Annotated in this window: 18 protein-coding genes; 1 reads left to right on the top strand and 17 read right to left on the bottom strand. The window is 60.7% G+C overall.

The window, feature by feature from the left end; genetic code table 11:
* Positions 1 to 28 precede the first annotated feature (28 nt).
* The 9 genes from JQF37_RS29675 to JQF37_RS29635 form a co-directional block, all read right to left on the bottom strand.
* Entirely contained in the window at positions 29 to 406 is a 378-nt protein-coding gene (locus JQF37_RS29675) for a response regulator (RefSeq protein WP_130211182.1), read from the bottom strand.
* A 233-nt stretch (positions 407 to 639) separates the two neighbouring features.
* A complete protein-coding gene (locus JQF37_RS29670; protein WP_130211183.1) occupies positions 640 to 1,158 on the bottom strand; it encodes a hypothetical protein in 519 nt (172 codons plus the stop codon).
* A gap of 183 nt (positions 1,159 to 1,341) precedes the next feature.
* Positions 1,342 to 2,052 carry an AraC family transcriptional regulator gene (locus JQF37_RS29665; protein WP_321197737.1) on the bottom strand — a complete coding sequence of 237 codons (711 nt, stop codon included), beginning with the start codon at positions 2,050 to 2,052 and terminating at the stop codon, positions 1,342 to 1,344.
* Positions 2,053 to 2,100: 48 nt separating this feature from the next.
* A complete protein-coding gene (locus JQF37_RS29660) occupies positions 2,101 to 3,555 on the bottom strand; it encodes a PAS domain-containing sensor histidine kinase (protein ID WP_130211184.1) in 1,455 nt (484 codons plus the stop codon).
* Between the two features lie 262 nt (positions 3,556 to 3,817).
* Entirely contained in the window at positions 3,818 to 4,078 is a 261-nt protein-coding gene (locus JQF37_RS29655) for a transmembrane sensor/regulator PpyR (protein ID WP_130211185.1), read from the bottom strand.
* Between the two features lie 96 nt (positions 4,079 to 4,174).
* The gene (locus JQF37_RS29650) at positions 4,175 to 5,377 is read right to left on the bottom strand and encodes an NAD(P)/FAD-dependent oxidoreductase (RefSeq protein WP_130211186.1); all 1,203 of its coding nucleotides are present in this window, start codon (positions 5,375 to 5,377) and stop codon (positions 4,175 to 4,177) included.
* Positions 5,378 to 5,600: 223 nt separating this feature from the next.
* On the bottom strand, positions 5,601 to 5,975 hold the full coding sequence (locus JQF37_RS29645) for a response regulator (protein WP_130211187.1): 375 nt from the start codon (positions 5,973 to 5,975) through the stop codon (positions 5,601 to 5,603).
* A 97-nt stretch (positions 5,976 to 6,072) separates the two neighbouring features.
* The gene (locus tag JQF37_RS29640) at positions 6,073 to 6,726 is read right to left on the bottom strand and encodes a response regulator transcription factor (protein WP_130211188.1); all 654 of its coding nucleotides are present in this window, start codon (positions 6,724 to 6,726) and stop codon (positions 6,073 to 6,075) included.
* Positions 6,727 to 6,871: 145 nt separating this feature from the next.
* Positions 6,872 to 8,362 (bottom strand): ATP-binding protein, encoded by a 1,491-nt coding sequence (locus JQF37_RS29635; RefSeq protein ID WP_130211189.1) that lies wholly within the window; start codon positions 8,360 to 8,362, stop codon positions 6,872 to 6,874.
* A gap of 385 nt (positions 8,363 to 8,747) precedes the next feature.
* On the opposite strand from JQF37_RS29635, the gene JQF37_RS29630 reads away from it, so the two are divergent.
* Complete coding sequence (locus JQF37_RS29630) at positions 8,748 to 9,722, top strand: LysR family transcriptional regulator (protein ID WP_130211190.1); 975 nt, start codon at positions 8,748 to 8,750, stop codon at positions 9,720 to 9,722.
* On the opposite strand, the gene JQF37_RS29625 is transcribed toward JQF37_RS29630, so the two are convergent.
* The 8 genes from JQF37_RS29625 to JQF37_RS29590 all read right to left on the bottom strand — a co-directional run bounded on the left by JQF37_RS29625 (position 9,698) and on the right by JQF37_RS29590 (position 15,765).
* The gene (locus tag JQF37_RS29625; protein ID WP_130211191.1) at positions 9,698 to 10,126 is read right to left on the bottom strand and encodes a nuclear transport factor 2 family protein; all 429 of its coding nucleotides are present in this window, start codon (positions 10,124 to 10,126) and stop codon (positions 9,698 to 9,700) included. The two genes, JQF37_RS29630 and JQF37_RS29625, sit on opposite strands and share 25 nt — an antisense overlap.
* Positions 10,127 to 10,151: 25 nt before the next feature.
* A complete protein-coding gene (locus tag JQF37_RS29620; protein ID WP_130211192.1) occupies positions 10,152 to 10,883 on the bottom strand; it encodes an SGNH/GDSL hydrolase family protein in 732 nt (243 codons plus the stop codon).
* Positions 10,884 to 10,990: 107 nt separating this feature from the next.
* The gene (locus tag JQF37_RS29615; protein ID WP_130211193.1) at positions 10,991 to 11,392 is read right to left on the bottom strand and encodes a hypothetical protein; all 402 of its coding nucleotides are present in this window, start codon (positions 11,390 to 11,392) and stop codon (positions 10,991 to 10,993) included.
* 197 nt (positions 11,393 to 11,589) lie between these two features.
* Positions 11,590 to 12,159 (bottom strand): chorismate mutase, encoded by a 570-nt coding sequence (locus tag JQF37_RS29610; RefSeq protein ID WP_130211194.1) that lies wholly within the window; start codon positions 12,157 to 12,159, stop codon positions 11,590 to 11,592.
* Positions 12,160 to 12,242: 83 nt separating this feature from the next.
* Positions 12,243 to 12,542: a hypothetical protein gene (locus tag JQF37_RS29605; RefSeq protein WP_130211195.1), complete on the bottom strand. Its 300-nt coding sequence runs from the start codon at positions 12,540 to 12,542 to the stop codon at positions 12,243 to 12,245.
* A gap of 136 nt (positions 12,543 to 12,678) precedes the next feature.
* Positions 12,679 to 13,080, bottom strand: a complete 402-nt coding sequence (locus JQF37_RS29600) for a hypothetical protein (protein ID WP_204149912.1) — start codon at positions 13,078 to 13,080, stop codon at positions 12,679 to 12,681.
* A 232-nt stretch (positions 13,081 to 13,312) separates the two neighbouring features.
* Positions 13,313 to 14,155: a DUF2950 domain-containing protein gene (locus JQF37_RS29595; RefSeq protein ID WP_130211199.1), complete on the bottom strand. Its 843-nt coding sequence runs from the start codon at positions 14,153 to 14,155 to the stop codon at positions 13,313 to 13,315.
* 80 nt (positions 14,156 to 14,235) lie between these two features.
* Positions 14,236 to 15,765 (bottom strand): DUF3300 domain-containing protein, encoded by a 1,530-nt coding sequence (locus tag JQF37_RS29590; protein WP_204149911.1) that lies wholly within the window; start codon positions 15,763 to 15,765, stop codon positions 14,236 to 14,238.
* Positions 15,766 to 15,862 lie beyond the last annotated feature (97 nt).

The following is a 15,862-nucleotide window of genomic DNA, read 5'->3' as shown; positions in this document are numbered from 1 at the left end:
GCTTGTTCTTGAAGTTGGAGGCAGAGGCTCAAGTGCGGCGTTTTTTCAATGCATTTTCAATGCACGCCACCAGTGCGTCCGTGTGGAAAGGTTTGGAGAAATATCCTTCGGGCTTTCGCACACGGGCGCTGAATGCAGGCGGCAAACCGGGCTTTCCGGTGATGAACAGCGTGGGGATATGGGTGTTTCGCGCCGCCAGCGCTTCGTACATCTGTACGCCGCACATGCCGGGCATCTGGATATCCGAAATCAGGCAGTCGGTCTGTTCAGGTCCGCTGGATTGAAGAAATGCATAGGCACTGGCGTAGGTTTTTACCGTGTAACCGTAGGAACGCAATAAACTGTCCAGCGCGATAAGAATGAGTTCGTCATCATCAATAACTGAAATGATAGCTGAGTTGAACATGTAAAAACCTTGCGTCATTGCGAGTGGCGCGAAGTGGCGCCCGCCATACCGGCAAGATACGCGCTCAAAAAAAGCGGAATAGTATACTTGGGTATGTTTAATGGCTTTTCACGGGAGCAGTACCGAAGACTGCGATCATTTGAATTTCTATCGATCCTGATTCGTCTGACTATCAAAAGATCGCAGCTTGCAGCAACTTGTTGTTTGCATTCTGAAAAAGTCACCCGGGTTGTTCAGCGCAAAAGATTGTTCTCGATCAACGCGAGAAAGTACCCGTTGCGCCGAGTGCATTCTTCAAAGAAGCGTTTGCTGGCGCTGTCCTTGTTGGCGACGGCGCTCTCGCGGTAATCACGCAGCAAGGCATCGACGGCGCGCAGTCGAAGCGTCCCTTGGCCGATGCTCGCCAGGCAATCGGAAAAACACTGGGGCTCGCGAATGTCATTGAGGCTATAGAGCGCATAGGTTTCGGTGTAGCCGCCCAGGTCGCCGATGCCGGTGGCGAGGAAGTCGGCGTAATCGGCATTGGCGCGCACCAGGCGGTTGAACAGCTGTTGGACTGGCAGGAAGCTGACGTTACGCAACGTCTGCCGTCCCCGTTCGAGCTGCGCGAGGAGGCTCAGTGCGGTGCCCATTGCGTCGGTCAATGCCTCGATGATTTCCACGCGCTCGGCCGCCGACAGGGAGGTATGCGCGCCATAGCGGCTGATGCGCAGCGGATGACTGACGATGTGCAGTTTCGATAATGCGTTCATGACAACCGTCTCCTGGCCAGCGCATCGGCGCGGTGAGTTGATCCGTTTGATGTGGCCAGCGTAAATCGACGCGTCCTCGATGACACTCCTACCTCAAGACAGCGGGCTAGCCCATGGGGCCAGGTCTTTCATACCAGGGTATGGACGATTGGCGCCCGCGAGGGTGACCTGCCGCAATGTCGATCAGGTGTTGGCGGGATACTGCGATTGCAGCAGCGGACTCCATTGTTCCTGATTGTCCGGGCGTCGGTAGTGCACCACCAGTCGCCGGGCGACCTGCATCGCCAACTCACGGCCGTCATCGGCCTCGATCAGCGCCAGGGCCAGGTCGATCCCGGCACTGACCCCGGCGCTGGTCCACACCGAATCCTGCCGGACGAAAATGGCCCCTCGGTCGAGTTCGACCTGGGGGAACAGACGCTCGAACAGGTCGGCCATCGCCCAGTGGGTGGCCACGCGCAGGCCATCGAGCAAACCGGCCCGAGCCAGCAAAAAGCTGCCGCTGCACACCGACGTCGTGCGCCTGGCGGTGGCTGAAGCAATGCGCAACCAGTCCATCAACGGCGCGCTGTCGGCCATGACCTGGCGAATGTGCGCGGAGCCGGGAACGATCAGCGTATCGATCGGGCGATCGACCCACTCGTCCAGGCGTCGGGTTTCCACCACCAGACCCTCGCCGGTCTGAATCGGTCCGCCGTCCAGACTCGCGGTGTGCAGGGCATAACCGGGCAAGCCGCGTTCGTTCAGGCTGCGGGTCGCGACCCAGAAAACGGTCTGGGCACCGGTCAGGTCCAGCAGGCCCATTCGCGGATAGGCCACAAACACGACGCTGCGCGGTTGTGCTTGTGCGAGCTCGGTGCGTTCAGGGTTGCAGCTCATTGGATTGATCGACACTACAGGGTCTCCATGTCGCCGGCTCGCGGCATCGGGTGTGGATGAGGGCTATTGATCGTGTCTCAGGGCCGTCAGCGGAATCGCAAACAGGAACTGCGTCCCGACCCCCACCGTGCTGCTGACCCAGATCCGGCCGCCATGGAACTCAATGATCGAGCGACAGATCGAGAGCCCCATGCCCAGACCGTTGTGCTTGGTCGTGAAGAACGGGTCGAATAGCGACGGAAGAATGTCTTCGGCAATGCCGGTGCCGGTATCGGCGACTTCCAGCACGACTTCGTGGTCCTGCACCGAGGTGTGAATCCGCAGGGTTCGCGCTCGGTCATGCACGTTGGTCATGGCCTGGCAGGCATTGATGATCAGGTTGATGATGACCTGTTGCAGTTGCACCCGGTCGCCTTTGACATACGCCCCGGCAGCCCCCAGATGCACGTTCGGCCGCACCTGATGATTGGCGGTGTCATGTTGCATGAGAGTCAGCGAATCGTTGACGATCTCATCGAACACTTCGGCCTTGCGCTGCACATCGCTCTGGCGCGACAGCGCCCTGATGCAGGCGATGACTTTCGAAGCCCTGGTGGAGTTCTGGATGATCCGGTCCAGTGAGCGACGCGCCTCTTCGAGATTCGGTTCGGGGCGATTGATCCAGCGTTTGCAGGACTCCCCGCTGGTGATCACCGCCGCCAGGGGTTGATTGATTTCATGGGCGATGGAAGCGGCCAGCTCGCCCATGGACGTCACCCGCGTCACATGCGCGAGTTTTGCCTGGGAGTGAAACAGCGCCTCTTCGGACTGTCGGGAAGCGGTCACGTCCATCAGCGCACCGACATATTCAAGGCGGCCACCCTGGTTTGACAGCGGGTTGGCGATCATCTGCACATGCTTGATCCGCCCATCCGGCATCAGCAGTCGATGCTCCACTTCGATCAGGTTTTCCTTGCGCGCAGCCTGTTCGAAAACGCTTTCGACAATGCTCAGGTCTTCGGGGTGGGTGCGCGCCCTGATCATGGTGGTCGTCGGTGTGACATCCATCGGGTACTCGAAAATTCGTGTGGTTTCGTCCGACCACCACACGGTTTCCTTGTCATCGAAGGTAAAGCCGATGCTGCCGGTATGGCTGAGTTTCTGGGCGCCCAAAAACAGGGCTTCCTTGCGGCGCAACCTGTCGGTCGCGCGCTTGCTGCGCAGGGCCAGCAGGGTGATGGTGGTCAGTGCGATCAGGCAACGCACGAAACCGGCGATGAGGCGGTGATCACGATAGCCTTCCTCGACAACGAAACTGGCGCTCAGCATGGCGATGCAACTCAAGGCGACAGTGAGGAAGACCGGCACAGAGAAAATGTTCGCCGACATGAATACCAGCGTGATGTAGAAGAGGGTCGGTGCGATATCCAGATCGAGGTACGAGTTGGTAATGAAAATCATGCTGCCTGCCGCAATGGCGGCCAGAAAGGCTAAGGCATCGGATAACAAAAGTTGTTTGCAACGTTGAGTGATAGACATTTGTACTTCCAGTGTTTGCTATCGAACGGCAACTCGCACGGCCTATACCGGCAAACTCTTTGTGAGGGGCGTGAGGGGAGTGGAGCAATGGCACTACTGAAATGGGCTGTTCATCCGTCCTTTGGCGCAACTGTTCATCGGGGTTTGCGGGCGATCTGGCTTGAGAAAAAACGCCCGCCAGAAAAAGCAGTGGCGGGCGCTTGGGAAAAGCCCCGATCCAGCAAGGAGGGGGCTGGTCGGGATACAGGCATTGAGCTTCACATCACCGGGCGATGCCCGGCGAATGAATGACAGACTGGCGTCGCAGCCGGTTGATCATCAGCAAGCGCAGCACGTAACCGAGTTTGATGGCTGTCGGACCGAGGATCGTCATGGCATGGGCCGCCACCAGGCTGGGCAGCGATAGATACGGGTCCAGACCATAGGCGAGCGTTGCCCCGACGAGCAGTGCAATCATTCCACCCAGCAGCAGCGCGTGGGACACCTTCAACAGCCGATGCGGATTCTCGAAAAAACCATTCATACCGGTTACCTGGGGGTTTGCGTCATGAGCTGGCGTGAGTGACCACCGCGGACGGGTTGCCGGTATGCGGCCCGGCAACCCCGCGAGGCCTGCGTCTCAAGCCACCGGAATCAGCGGGTCGGCGGCGGCCAGCGCTGCGGCACGATCAGCCGCCGGCGGATAGATCCACACGGTGTTGATCTGGGTCTTGAGTTCCTTGGCCTCGCGGCCCAACAGCTTGACCCGGCGATCCCAGCCCTCGGTGAACACCGAGCCCCAGGCACCCAGGTCCAGACAGGTCACGTACTTGGGTTGGCTGTAGGGGATCGGCGCCACGCCCAGCAGTTCGGCTGCGACGTTGTTGCCGGCGTAGCGGCCCAGGGCAATCGCATGCTGGCAGGACATCGCCGCGAAGTTGCCCAGGTCATCGGTGGCGGCATAGGCGACGTCACCGGTGGCGAACACATCGGCGTGGCCGCGCACTTTCAGGTGCTGGTCGACATGCAAGCGACCCTGATGATCACGGGTGCCCTGGATTTGCCCGGTCAGCGGGCTGGCGCGGAAGCCGACGGTCCAGATCACTGTCTTCGCCTCGATGCGCTGGCCATCGGCGAGCGTCACGCCGTTGGCATCGACCGTCGCCACGGTTGCATCGAGCACCCAGTGAATTCCCAGATGTTGCGATGCCTCGACGATCGAGGGACGAATAGCGTCGCCCATCGCGGCGGCGATCTGTGGGCCACGGTCGACGACGATCACCCGGATATCGGCGTCGTCACCCAGGGCCTCACGCAGGCGGGCCGGCATTTCGGTCGCGGTTTCGATACCGGTGAAACCGCCGCCGGCCACCACCACGGTGTTGCGTGCCGCGCTGACCGGCAGATTCTTCAGCGACTTGATGTGGGCTTCCAGGCGTGTTGCCGCTTCAATCGAGTCAACGTCGAACGCGTGCTCAAGCATGCCATCGACCGGTGGGCGCATCAGGTGGCTGCCGGCGGCCAGCACCAGGCGGTCGTAGCTCAACTGACGCTGAACACCCTCGGCATCGGTGAAGCCGACCTGTTTGTTTTTCTCGTCGATCACCTCGGCCGAGCCCTGGACGAACTTCACCCCCACGGCGTCGAACAATTCATTCAAGGGCGCTTTCATGTTGTGCACGTTGGGTTCGTAGAAACGCGGGCGAATCCGCAACTCGGCCTGAGGAGCCAACACGGTGATCTCGACGTCATTTCGATCGTGCTGGTCCAGCAGGCGGGCAGCGCTCAGTGCGCTCCAGACACCACCGAATCCCGCACCAATTATCAAAATATACTGTTTCATTGTTTGGCTCCTGAAGAACAAAAGGTGTTGCGATGTCAGCGCGACCGCTTTGTTTGAATGGTTGCGAAGTAACCAGGCAAAACAAAACAGACGGCCTCGGCTTGATCTGAAACAGATGTTATTAGAGGGGATGTGTCTCTGGCACTTCTACAAAGGGTCAGCTGGAGTATGACTAGGCATTAACAAGTTATACCAAGGTGTTAGTTGTTCGGGGTGGTCGATGTTAGTTGCATCGGCTCAAGGCCATTTCGATACACTCGAGCAACTTTTCGGTGGAAAAGGGCTTGGGGAAAAAAGCGATCGGTTTCATCGCGCCGGCGCTGATCGGGCGTTGTGCGTCGGGGTTTCCGGTGATGAAGATGACCGGAATGTGAAAGCCCAGGGCCGACAGTACTTCATACATTTTTATTCCGTCCATTACCGGCATCTGGATATCGGAAATCAAACAGGAAGCAGCCTCTGGACCATCGGAGAACAGGAACTCGTGGGCACTTGCGTAGGTGTGCACGCTGTATCCGCTGGAACGCAATAAACTGTCCAGTGACATTCGAACCGATTCATCATTATCGACAACGGCAATGATTTCCTTATTGCGCATAGTTGTGTCCTGCGTGGCAGCGGTAGCACTTAGAGACTGTCCGCCATCATCGCAAGATACGCCGTCCTGAATGGGTGCGCAGTATACGTGCGTATAGTCACCTGATTGCCGGCGAAGCGGAGACCACTTCGGCCATGCGCACCAGGTCGGCGAATGATCGCGCGCCCATCTTGCGCATGGCCTGGCCGCGATGGATCTTCACAGTGATTTCGCTCAAGCCGATTTCTCCGGCAATTTGCTTGTTCATCAAACCCGACGCCGCCAACGCCATGACCGTTTGCTCCCGTGCAGTCAGGGTCTGGTGGCGCACACGCAAATCCTCGGCATGACGCTGGGTTTCGCGACGTTGTTTGTCTTGGGCATGGGCGGCGCACACGGCGTCGATCAAGTCCTGCTCGCGGAAGGGCTTGGTCAGGAAATCCACCGCGCCGGCCTTCATCGCCCGCACCGTCATGGCGATGTCGCCGTGCCCGGTGATAAACACGATTGGCACATTAATGCCGGCGGCGGCCAATTCCTTTTGAAAGTCCAGGCCGCTACTGCCTTGCAGCCGGACATCCAGTACCAGGCAACTGGGCGTGTCCGGTCGCTTGCACTTCATGAATTCGGCCACCGAGCCGAACAACTCGACCCGCAGGCCAATGGAGCGCAACAGGCTGCCGAGGGACTCGCGCAGAGGCGCGTCGTCGTCAACGATAAAAACCATGGATTCGTTGCAGGTGCTTTTATTCAGGGGATGTTGTTCGTTCATTGTTGATTCCCAAGGGAAGTGGACATACAACCGCCCTGCCGTGTTCCTTGCGATGGGCGCTACATTAAGTGCAGGCGGGGCTTGAGACACTCATACCTGTGGGCAGCCACGCCACGCCTTGGCGTGCCCCGGTCATACCTTTGTATCAGATGGCCGCTGCGTAGCCGGCGTCGTTGGCGACCCGTATCGGCAGGGCAAACAGAAACGAGCTGCCCTGGCCGGCGGCGCTGGTGGCCCAGAGCCGCCCTTCATGGAATTCGATGATCGAGCGGCAAATGGAAAGCCCCATGCCCAAGCCGTTTTCCTTGGTGGTGAAGAACGGCGTGAACAATTGCGCCAGCACATCGGAGGCGATGCCCGGGCCTTGATCGGTCACCTCCAGCACCGCCTCGTTGTCCCTCACCCAGGTGCGAATGCACAGCGCCCGGTCGTTGGGGTCGATGGCGTCCATGGCTTGGCACGCGTTGATGATCAGGTTGATGATGACTTGCTGCAGCTGGACGCGATCGGCACTGACCTGGGCGCCGAAAGCGGCGAGCTCGATTTGCGGGGTGATCTTGTGGTGGGCCAATTCGTATCGGACCAGGCCCAGGGTCTCGCTGACGATGTCGTTGAGCGATTCGTTGCGCCGCAGCGGGTCGCACTGGCGGGCCAGGGCCCTGATCCGGCGCGTGACCTCGCTGGCGCGGTTGGCGCTGGCGATGATCCGCTCCAGTGCCAGGCGTGCTTCGACCAGATCGGGCTGCGGTCGGCTCAACCAATTGCGGCAGGCTTCGCCGCTGCTGTAGATCGCCGCCAGCGGTTGATTGACTTCATGGGCGATGGACGCCGCCAACTCGCCGAGCGACGTCACACGGGTGACATGGGCCAACTGGGTCTGGGCACGGCAGAGTGCTTCTTCAGCTTGCCTGCTGGCGGTCACGTCCATCAACGCGCCCAGGTATTCAAAACACCCGTGCCGGGTCAAGAGCGGGGTGGCGAACAGGTGCAAATGCTTGATGCGCCCGTCGGGCATCAACAGGCGGTGTTTGACCTCGATCAGGGTTTCATGGCGTGCAGCCTTTTCGAAACCGGCCAATAGAAGGGGCAGGTCATCGGGGTGCGTGCGCGACAGCAACAAAGGCACAGAAGGGCGCGCGTCCACCGGAAACTCAAGTATCTGCGCGGCCTGTTCCGACCAGGAAATTCTCCCAAGGTCTGCGCGAAAGCCGAAACAAGCGGTCTGGGTCAGGCGCTGGGCACCGACCATGTAGACCTCCTTGTGACGCAGGTTGTCGGAGACCTGTTTGTTGCGCAGCGCCAGAAAGGTAATCGCCGCCAGTACGGCCAGACTGTGCAGCAATTGCGTGGTCCAATCCCAGCTGTGAAACCCGCCCTGATAAAGGTACATCGACGTCAGCACCCCCATGCAGAACAACGCGACGATGATCACCGCGCTGATCGAAAACAGGTTGATGACCATCAGCAGTAACACGATGTAAAGCGTGGTGGCGGGGAGGTCAGTCCGGGTTTCGGCGTTGCTCAATATCCCGCCCGCCACCATCAGACCCAACAGCCACACCAGCGTGTGTTCCAGCGGCTTGAGGTTGATGCCGGTCAGTAGGCGAGAAGTCCTTTGGCCTGTTTTGTACAGCATCTTGCTGCAGGTTCCTTTCAGGAAGAGATGCGCGCTGCGTGCATGGGCAGGCTTTTCGGTTCGGGTTTCGATCATGCGCGCCTCGGTTTTTTTTCGGCTGGGGGCGGAGAATCGGTTCAGTATCCTAGGAGCGCGCCCGCCCATTCCGTTAGGACAAAAAACCCGAAAAAACTGCCATGACGATGTCGCGCCTGCTGTCCGCTGAGTTCGTGCAAGTCATTAATCACATTGGTTTTTTTTCGTTGACGCTATACCGGGGTATCAGCGTGCCCACCTAACGCATGATCGTGATGTCCCCCTGTACGACAGACGTTTTTCATCCGCCGCCATAACCTGTTCACGCCACTTCCCGAACTCAATGGCCACGTGCCGGGTAGTCAACCTCATGAACAGAAACGACCTGCGTCGTGCCGATATCAACCTTCTGGTGGTCTTCGAGACAATGATGCATGAGCGAAATGTCACCCGCGTCAGCAAAAAACTGTTCCTCGGGCAACCCGCCATCAGCGGCGCCCTGAGCCGTTTGCGGGTGTTGTTCGATGACCCGTTGTTCATTCGTTCGGGACGGGTGATGGAGCCGACCGCACGGGCCGAGGAAATCTTCGCCAATCTGGCTCCGGCCCTGGACGGCATCGCCTCGGCATTGAGCCGTTGCCAGTCCTTCGATCCGTTGACCAGCGACGCGAGCTTTCATATCGGGCTTTCCGACGACGTCGAATACGCGCTGTTGCCGCGACTGTTACGACAGCTGCGTGTCGAGGCGCCGAACAGCACCTTGATCGTGCACCGCGTCGATCAGCAGCAGATGTCGCAACGGTTGACGAATGGTGACATCTCCGTGGGCATCAGCCACATCCTGGATCTGCCGGCCAACGCGCACCGCAAAGGCTTGCGGCCGATCCGGCCGATGTTGCTGCGGGCCGACACCCGATCCGGTCCGCTGGGCCTGGAGGAGTTTTGTCGCCGGCCTCATGCGGTGGTGTCGTCCATGGGCAATGCCATGGATGGCACCGACCACGCCCTTGGCCTGCTGGGCCGGCAACGCAAAGTCGTGCTGACCGTCCCGCAGTTCAGCACATTGCCGGTGTTGCTGGCGCAAAGCGACATGCTGGCCGTGGTGCCGGATTACGTCGCCAGGGCCATGACGTCTGTCGGGGGGATGAGGGCCGAGTCGGCGCCGCTGTCACTGCCGACCCGGGAGCTTTCCATTGCCTGGCGCGCGGCGGTGCACAACGATCCTGGCCAGCGCTGGTTACGCTCGCGTTGCTGCGCGTTTCTTGGCGAACCGGTCGAATTGCAGGTGGTGCCGACCTATCGACCGGCGTTGCGCCATGATCAGGCCTTGCTGGCGGCCAGGTAAGCGCCGAGGCGCCGTCCCATTTCCTCGCCCAGGGCCTGCAAGCCACTGAGCGGACGAACCATCACCTCGAACTCAACGATTTTTCCCTGCTCGTTGAAGCGGATCAGGTCGATGCCTTTGAGCTGTTTCTCGCCGACCCTGGCGCTGAATTCCAGCACCACATTCAAGCCGTCGGCGGCGGCCAATTCGCGGTGGTAGGCAAAGTCCTGAAAGACGTTGAACACCGTGTTGAGAATCATCGAGACCACCGGTGCCCCGGGATACGGCGTGTGCGCCATGGGCGAGCGGAACACCGCGTTGGGGTCGAGCAAACCGGGCAGGGCACTGAGGTCGCCGCTGCGGATCATCGCGTGCCACTGCTCCAGGGACGCGGCGGCGTCGGCTTGCAGTTTCAGTTCAGACATTTTCAACTCCTTTTTTTGTTGTTGTTCAAACCTTGCCTGATGCGGTTTCTCGACGGCGCCGGGTAATGGCCTCGACGGCATCGTCCGCCCACACACTGTAGATCGCCGGGCCGGGATGAAAACCATCCCGCGCCATCGAACCGGCCACGGGCGCCAGGCGGGTGGTCAGCATCGTACAGTGATCGTTGCCAGTCGCCAGCCCGGCGAGCCGTGTATTGAAACGCGCCGCCCGATTGCCCAGGTACCAGCGCAGCGGCTGCGGCAATGCTGGAAACAGGTGCATGGGTGGAAGAGGGGACATGACGACCTGCGTCGCCGCGAATTTATCGCGCAGCACATCGATCAACCGCTGTTGCAGGGTGATCCACTGATCGACCGACAACGTGCTGGTGACATCGTTGACGCCAATGGACAGCAGCACCACATCGAAGGGTTGCGGCGGGTGCTGTTCGAGCAGATCCAGCAGCGCCCGCGAGTCCAGGCCGGAGCGCGCCCAGAGCTTCCAGAGCACCCGATGATCCTTGGCCAGACGGCTGACCACTTGACCGCTCAGGGCTTCGGTCTGAGTCGATGCGCCGACACCGGCAGCGGCGCTATCACCCAGAATCAGCACACGAAGGTCCTTGCCGGAGCCCGCCACACCTTCGCGCTCGCCCTCGGCCTCCGGGAGCTTTGGCGTAACCCGCCGGGTGTGCGCACCCTGCATGAGTAACAAGGGGCCGAGCAGGATGTGGGCCAGCGTTTCAATCTTGCTCATGCCGAGGCTCCTGAGAGAAGAGCCATAGATTCGCTTAAAAATCGCCCACGAAAAAGCCCGGCTGATCAGGCCGGGCTTTTTGCGGGTATTGCGGTGAGGCGATGTGTTCAGGCGACGGTGTTGCCTTGCAGGTGGTCGGAGCCATCGGCAGCGACGGTGTTGCCTTGCAGACGGTCGGAGCCATCGGCAGCGACGGTGTTGCCTTGCAGGCGGTCGGAGCCATCGGCAGCGACAGTGTTGCCTTGCAGGCGGTCGGAGCCATCGGCAGCGACGGTGTTGCCTTGCAGACGGTCGGAGCCATCGGCGGCGACGGTGTTGCCTTGCAGACGGTCGGAGCCATCGGCAGCGACGCGGTTTTCGATCAGGCGGTCAGAGCCACCTTCAGCCACACGGCTTTCAATCAGGCGATCCGAGCCGCCTTCAGCGACTACAGGTTGAGCAGAGGTGGCGGCAAAAGCGTTCACTGCAAAGATCGAAAAAGCGATGCTGAGGATGGTTTGGCGTTTCATGATCGTGTGCTCCAAGGGTGTTGTTTGTTGGGTATGGAGCCCATGTTACGCCGCGGATTTTTTAAGAGAACTTCATTGAGTCAATGGTGACTATCGACGCAGTCAATGAATGGACCAAGGCGCTTTGTGCAGTCACTGGCTTGCCGGCGATGGCCATCTCAAGGGCGCCATCACCATCCCGCTGGATATCGCTGGCCTCATTGCTCAGCGATACAAAGCTCCCCGGTGGCGCGTATCAGCGCCTGGCCATGCAGCGCATCCTTGATCAGGCCGGAACGCTGGGCGGCCAACCAGGCCGGGCAGTCCGGGTCCACGCGATAAGGCGCGAAATCGGCGTATTGCTGCAACAGTCGGTTTTGCAATTCGTCCAGTTGTGGCCTGATTTTATTGAGGTCCGGCCGTGGCACGTCAGGCGCCTTGCTCGCCGCTTGCCACTGCGCCAGCAAGCCGTACTGCACCAGTTTGTTGGCTTCGATCTGGGCGGCGATCAACTCGGCTGCGTCCTCCGGGTCCACTTTGTGTTCGATCGCCTGCCGGCGGGCATTGGCGATGACCAGCGTCTCCCGGGCGGTATCCTGGATCGGCTTGCCACTGTCCCATTTGGTCAGTGCCACCTGATCAGCAAGATTCAAGCGCTCGTTGATCGTGGCCAGCAGCGGTTGCAACGCATCGGGTGCCGGGGTGGGAGCAGCGGCCTGGGTGCCGCTGGCGAGAACGCCAAGCAGGGCTCCCGTCAGCAACTGTGAAAGGCGTGGAAAGTGGAGCATAAGCAGACCTCATCGGGCGCGGAGTTCATACAGAGGTGTTATGTAGCACAGGCGCGCCGAACGAACGAGTGGTCGCGGCGCAATCAAGCGGACTCATGCCCGGCCAGCCGCCGCTCAATCTGCGCCAGTTCCCAGGTGCTGAGCAGACTCACCGGGTCGGTGCCGTAACGCTGCCAACCGGCGAGCGTCCGACCGTCCGAGCTGAGGCAATGCAGGCAGTGGCGCAGCTGATGCGCCTCGACCTCCAGCGTCAGGCGCCAACCCTCGATGTCTACCTGCAGCTGGCCGGCCACGGCTTGTTCGTCCAGGCGCTTTAATGTGCGAATGCCTTGGGCGACGTCACGTAATTGCTGATAAACCTCGCGGGCGGTCAAGGGGGGCACAAGTGTCTCCGACAGATACAGGGCAGGGGGGAATGGGGTGGCACAGGATAATCGATCAAGCACAAAACGGGTGCCCATGAAAAAGCCCGGCTGATCAGGCCGGGCTTTTTGCGGGTATTGCGGTGAGGCGATGTGTTCAGGCGACAGTGTTGCCTTGCAGGCGGTCGGAGCCATCGGCAGCGACGGTGTTGCCTTGCAGGCGGTCGGAGCCATCGGCGGCGACGGTGTTGCCTTGCAGGCGGTCGGAGCCATCGGCAGCGACAGTGTTGCCTTGCAGGCGGTCGGAGCCATCGGCAGCGACGGTGTTGCCTTGCAGACGGTCGGAGCCATCGGCGGCGACGGTGTTGCCTTGCAGACGGTCGGAGCCATCGGCAGCGACGCGGTTTTCGATCAGGCGGTCCGAGCCACCTTCAGCCACACGGCTTTCAATCAGGCGATCCGAGCCGCCTTCAGCGACTACAGGTTGAGCAGAGGTGGCGGCAAAAGCGTTCACTGCAAAGATCGAAAAAGCGATGCTGAGGATGGTTTGGCGTTTCATGATCGTGTGCTCCAGGGGTGTTGTTTGTTGGGTATGGAGCCCATGTTACGCCGAGGTTTTTTTAAGAGAACTTCATTGAGTCAATGATGACTATCGACGTAGTCAATGACTGTACGGCGGCGCTTTATGCAGGCGTCGGCTCGTTTTTTTCAAGTGCCCCCCGGTACAGATATCACCGCGCAATCGCCAACTACGAGTACCCGTCAACAACCTGCCGCGCATGACACCTGAATCAATCCGGCTGCTCGTCATCCGCAGGCACCAACTTCCAACTGTCATCCGGATCAAACAGCTTCATCGACTGCGCCAGCTTCTCACCGTCGGGTCCCAGGTCTTTCTCGAATACCTGACCGTCATGGCTGATCATGAAACTCATCACGCCGCTCTCGCCGTACTTCGCCGGCCAGGCGATCAGTGCAAAGCCCCGGCTCATCTTGTCGCCGATCAGGTAGCTATAGGCGCCGCCTGGCGCCGAAGGGCCCTGGCCATCGAGGATGCGGAAGCGGTAGCCATGCCAGTCCTGGCCGGCAATGGTCTTGCCGAACTCGGGGCCCAGCGGGCTGATCTGACCACTGTTGTCGTCCGCCCAGTAGAGCCCGTCGTGCTGGCCCGGGGTACTGAAGATTTTCTGCGCGTATTCAAGTGCGCCGTCACCGTCACGGTCCACTGACGCGTAGTCCATCTGGGCGTCGTGGTAAGCCAGCGCCGATTGCACCGCGGCGAGTTCGTTGCGACCAATTTGACGAGCGCGGATCTCGGCGTTGCCGGCCTTGATGTCGAAGCGCCAACCCTGCGCGCTTTTGACCAGGGGAATAGGCAATGTCCAGTGGTCACTTCCTACCGACAGAATCGCCTTGCCGTCGCTGGTTTTCTCAATGCTGTGTTGCTCGCGGTAATGCTTCAAGAACGCATCCACATCCTTGCGCTCCGCGCCTTCGCGCGGGATGTAGGTGCGCCATTCGTTGCCCAGCAGCTCGGTCAGGCGTTTCTGATCGGCGTGTTTTGTGCCCAGGGCTTCGACGAACGCCTGGGCAGCCTTTTCCGGGGTCGGAAATGCCTGCTGCGCCATGACCATGCATGACCAGGCCAAACCGGCCGTGATCGCCAGGGCATGACCCAGCAGGCCCTTGAAAACCGGTACTCGAGGATGGTTATTCAACGGCGGCCCCCCCTTTGACGCGCTGGTGGAGTGGACGGCCGACTGATCTGTTGACCGGCTGAACGCGAAGCGCTGGGACGCTGGACGGATGCCTGACTGGCCCGGCCACGACTGGCTTGCTGGTTGGCCTGGGACGGCGAGCGCGCGCCGGCGAAGGCATTGTCGCGGGCACTGCCCCGGCTGGCGGGCTTCGCGGCCGGCCGGTTTTGCGTGGTCTGGCGTGCCTGTGCATTGCCCTGTGCGCGTTGATTGCCTTGCGCGTTCTCTTTTCTGGGCTGCTGATTGTCCCGAGTATTCCTGGCCGCGCCCTGGCTTCTGTCAGCCGCTTGCGGTCTATCCGTGGCCTTGGACCTGTCGGCTGCCTTGGGCCTGTCTGCACCGGCTTGCAACCGATTGCCCGAGTCTCGCGCCTGGGCTTCGCGGGCCCGATCCCGGGCTTCGAGGTTGCTGGTGGCGGGGCGTTCGATGCCGTGTTTGTCCATCGAGCTACGGGCCTTCTCACGCGCCTGGGCACGCTGGGCATTGTCCCCCCGGTAGGCCTCACGCTGATTGGCACCGTCCAGTTGACGGCCGTACTGTTCGCGGCTTCTGGTGTCTCGATAGGGCACGCCATTGCGATGCACGGGGTTGTGCTGCCAGCTGTTATTGGTGATTCGGTTGTTGCCGTTGATGTTGTTGTAGCGATTGACGTTGATGTCGACGTCGTTAGTGCCCCAGTCGCATTCCCCCCACAACGCGCCGACGATTGCCACACCGGTCCCGAACGCCAGCCCGGCCATCAACGCCTGACCGGGGTAATAGGCCGGTGGCGGTGGATAGTAGGCCGGCGGCGACGCTGGATAAGGCCAGGTGCCGTAGGTGGTGGTCGGGTTATAGGTGGGGACGTACACCACCTGCGGATCGGCGGGCTGAATGATGATGGTGGAGCTGCTGGCAGGGGCCGGAGCGGGGGCCGAACTCGTCGCGGCGGGTGCCGGTGCCGGGGCGGGTGCCGCCACATTCTGGATCGTCACGTTCTGATACTGGTTGCTCTGCAGGTTGCCGGCGGCTTGCGCCTGACGACGCAAGCGTTGCACCCCCTCCATGACCTCGTCCGGTTGTGCCAGGAAGGCATCACCCAAGCGCTGAACCCACACCGGGTCCTGTCCCAGCGTCGCCAGCACCTGGGGGAAGGCGACCAGCGCCTGCACACTGGGGTCCCATGGCTGGTTTGCCACTTGCTTGACCGCGTCATCGCCCTTGGCGTCCGGATTGGCTTTCGACCAGGTGACCGCTTCGGCGACTTCCCCGGGGTAGGTCGTGGCCATCAGTACCTGTGCCAGCAGCGGGTCCGGGTAAAGCGCGATGGGCGCCAGCATCTGATCCAGTTGCTCCTGGGTAAACACGGCATCTTTCGCGGGCGCCGGGACCGGCGTGTCGGGGGCAGGGTTGGCGGTGGGGGTGGCGGTCTCTGCGGTCTGCGCAATGCAGGGCGCGCCGCTCAAAAAGAGGAACGCTGACAACGCATAAAGAATTGGAAGACGCATCGCAGCTCCCTGTGATCTGGCGATTGGAAAGGAGTGGATCAATGCCAGGGAGGTGACAGCGGACTTTGCAAGCCACAGACCTCGATGCCGTCCAGTA

This window comes from Pseudomonas sp. MIL9 (assembly GCF_016887925.1).
GTDB classification, from domain to species: Bacteria; Pseudomonadota; Gammaproteobacteria; order Pseudomonadales; family Pseudomonadaceae; genus Aquipseudomonas; species Aquipseudomonas mohnii.
The sequence above is the reverse complement of the archived record's forward strand: the minus strand, read 5'-3'. Positions and strand labels throughout refer to the sequence as shown.

Excerpts from the sequence above, each read along its gene's own strand:
- JQF37_RS29675 (WP_130211182.1), bottom strand. The coding sequence starts at position 406 with ATGTTCAACTCAGCTATCATTTCAGTTATTGATGATGACGAACTCATT.
- JQF37_RS29670 (WP_130211183.1), bottom strand. The coding sequence starts at position 1,158 with ATGAACGCATTATCGAAACTGCACATCGTCAGTCATCCGCTGCGCATC.
- JQF37_RS29660 (WP_130211184.1), bottom strand. The coding sequence starts at position 3,555 with ATGTCTATCACTCAACGTTGCAAACAACTTTTGTTATCCGATGCCTTA.
- JQF37_RS29655 (WP_130211185.1), bottom strand. The coding sequence starts at position 4,078 with ATGAATGGTTTTTTCGAGAATCCGCATCGGCTGTTGAAGGTGTCCCAC.
- JQF37_RS29650 (WP_130211186.1), bottom strand. The coding sequence starts at position 5,377 with ATGAAACAGTATATTTTGATAATTGGTGCGGGATTCGGTGGTGTCTGG.
- JQF37_RS29645 (WP_130211187.1), bottom strand. The coding sequence starts at position 5,975 with ATGCGCAATAAGGAAATCATTGCCGTTGTCGATAATGATGAATCGGTT.
- JQF37_RS29640 (WP_130211188.1), bottom strand. The coding sequence starts at position 6,726 with ATGAACGAACAACATCCCCTGAATAAAAGCACCTGCAACGAATCCATG.
- JQF37_RS29635 (WP_130211189.1), bottom strand. The coding sequence starts at position 8,362 with ATGCTGTACAAAACAGGCCAAAGGACTTCTCGCCTACTGACCGGCATC.
- JQF37_RS29630 (WP_130211190.1), top strand. The coding sequence starts at position 8,748 with ATGAACAGAAACGACCTGCGTCGTGCCGATATCAACCTTCTGGTGGTC.
- JQF37_RS29625 (WP_130211191.1), bottom strand. The coding sequence starts at position 10,126 with ATGTCTGAACTGAAACTGCAAGCCGACGCCGCCGCGTCCCTGGAGCAG.
- JQF37_RS29620 (WP_130211192.1), bottom strand. The coding sequence starts at position 10,883 with ATGAGCAAGATTGAAACGCTGGCCCACATCCTGCTCGGCCCCTTGTTA.
- JQF37_RS29615 (WP_130211193.1), bottom strand. The coding sequence starts at position 11,392 with ATGAAACGCCAAACCATCCTCAGCATCGCTTTTTCGATCTTTGCAGTG.
- JQF37_RS29610 (WP_130211194.1), bottom strand. The coding sequence starts at position 12,159 with ATGCTCCACTTTCCACGCCTTTCACAGTTGCTGACGGGAGCCCTGCTT.
- JQF37_RS29600 (WP_204149912.1), bottom strand. The coding sequence starts at position 13,080 with ATGAAACGCCAAACCATCCTCAGCATCGCTTTTTCGATCTTTGCAGTG.
- JQF37_RS29595 (WP_130211199.1), bottom strand. The coding sequence starts at position 14,155 with ATGGTCATGGCGCAGCAGGCATTTCCGACCCCGGAAAAGGCTGCCCAG.
- JQF37_RS29590 (WP_204149911.1), bottom strand. The coding sequence starts at position 15,765 with ATGCGTCTTCCAATTCTTTATGCGTTGTCAGCGTTCCTCTTTTTGAGC.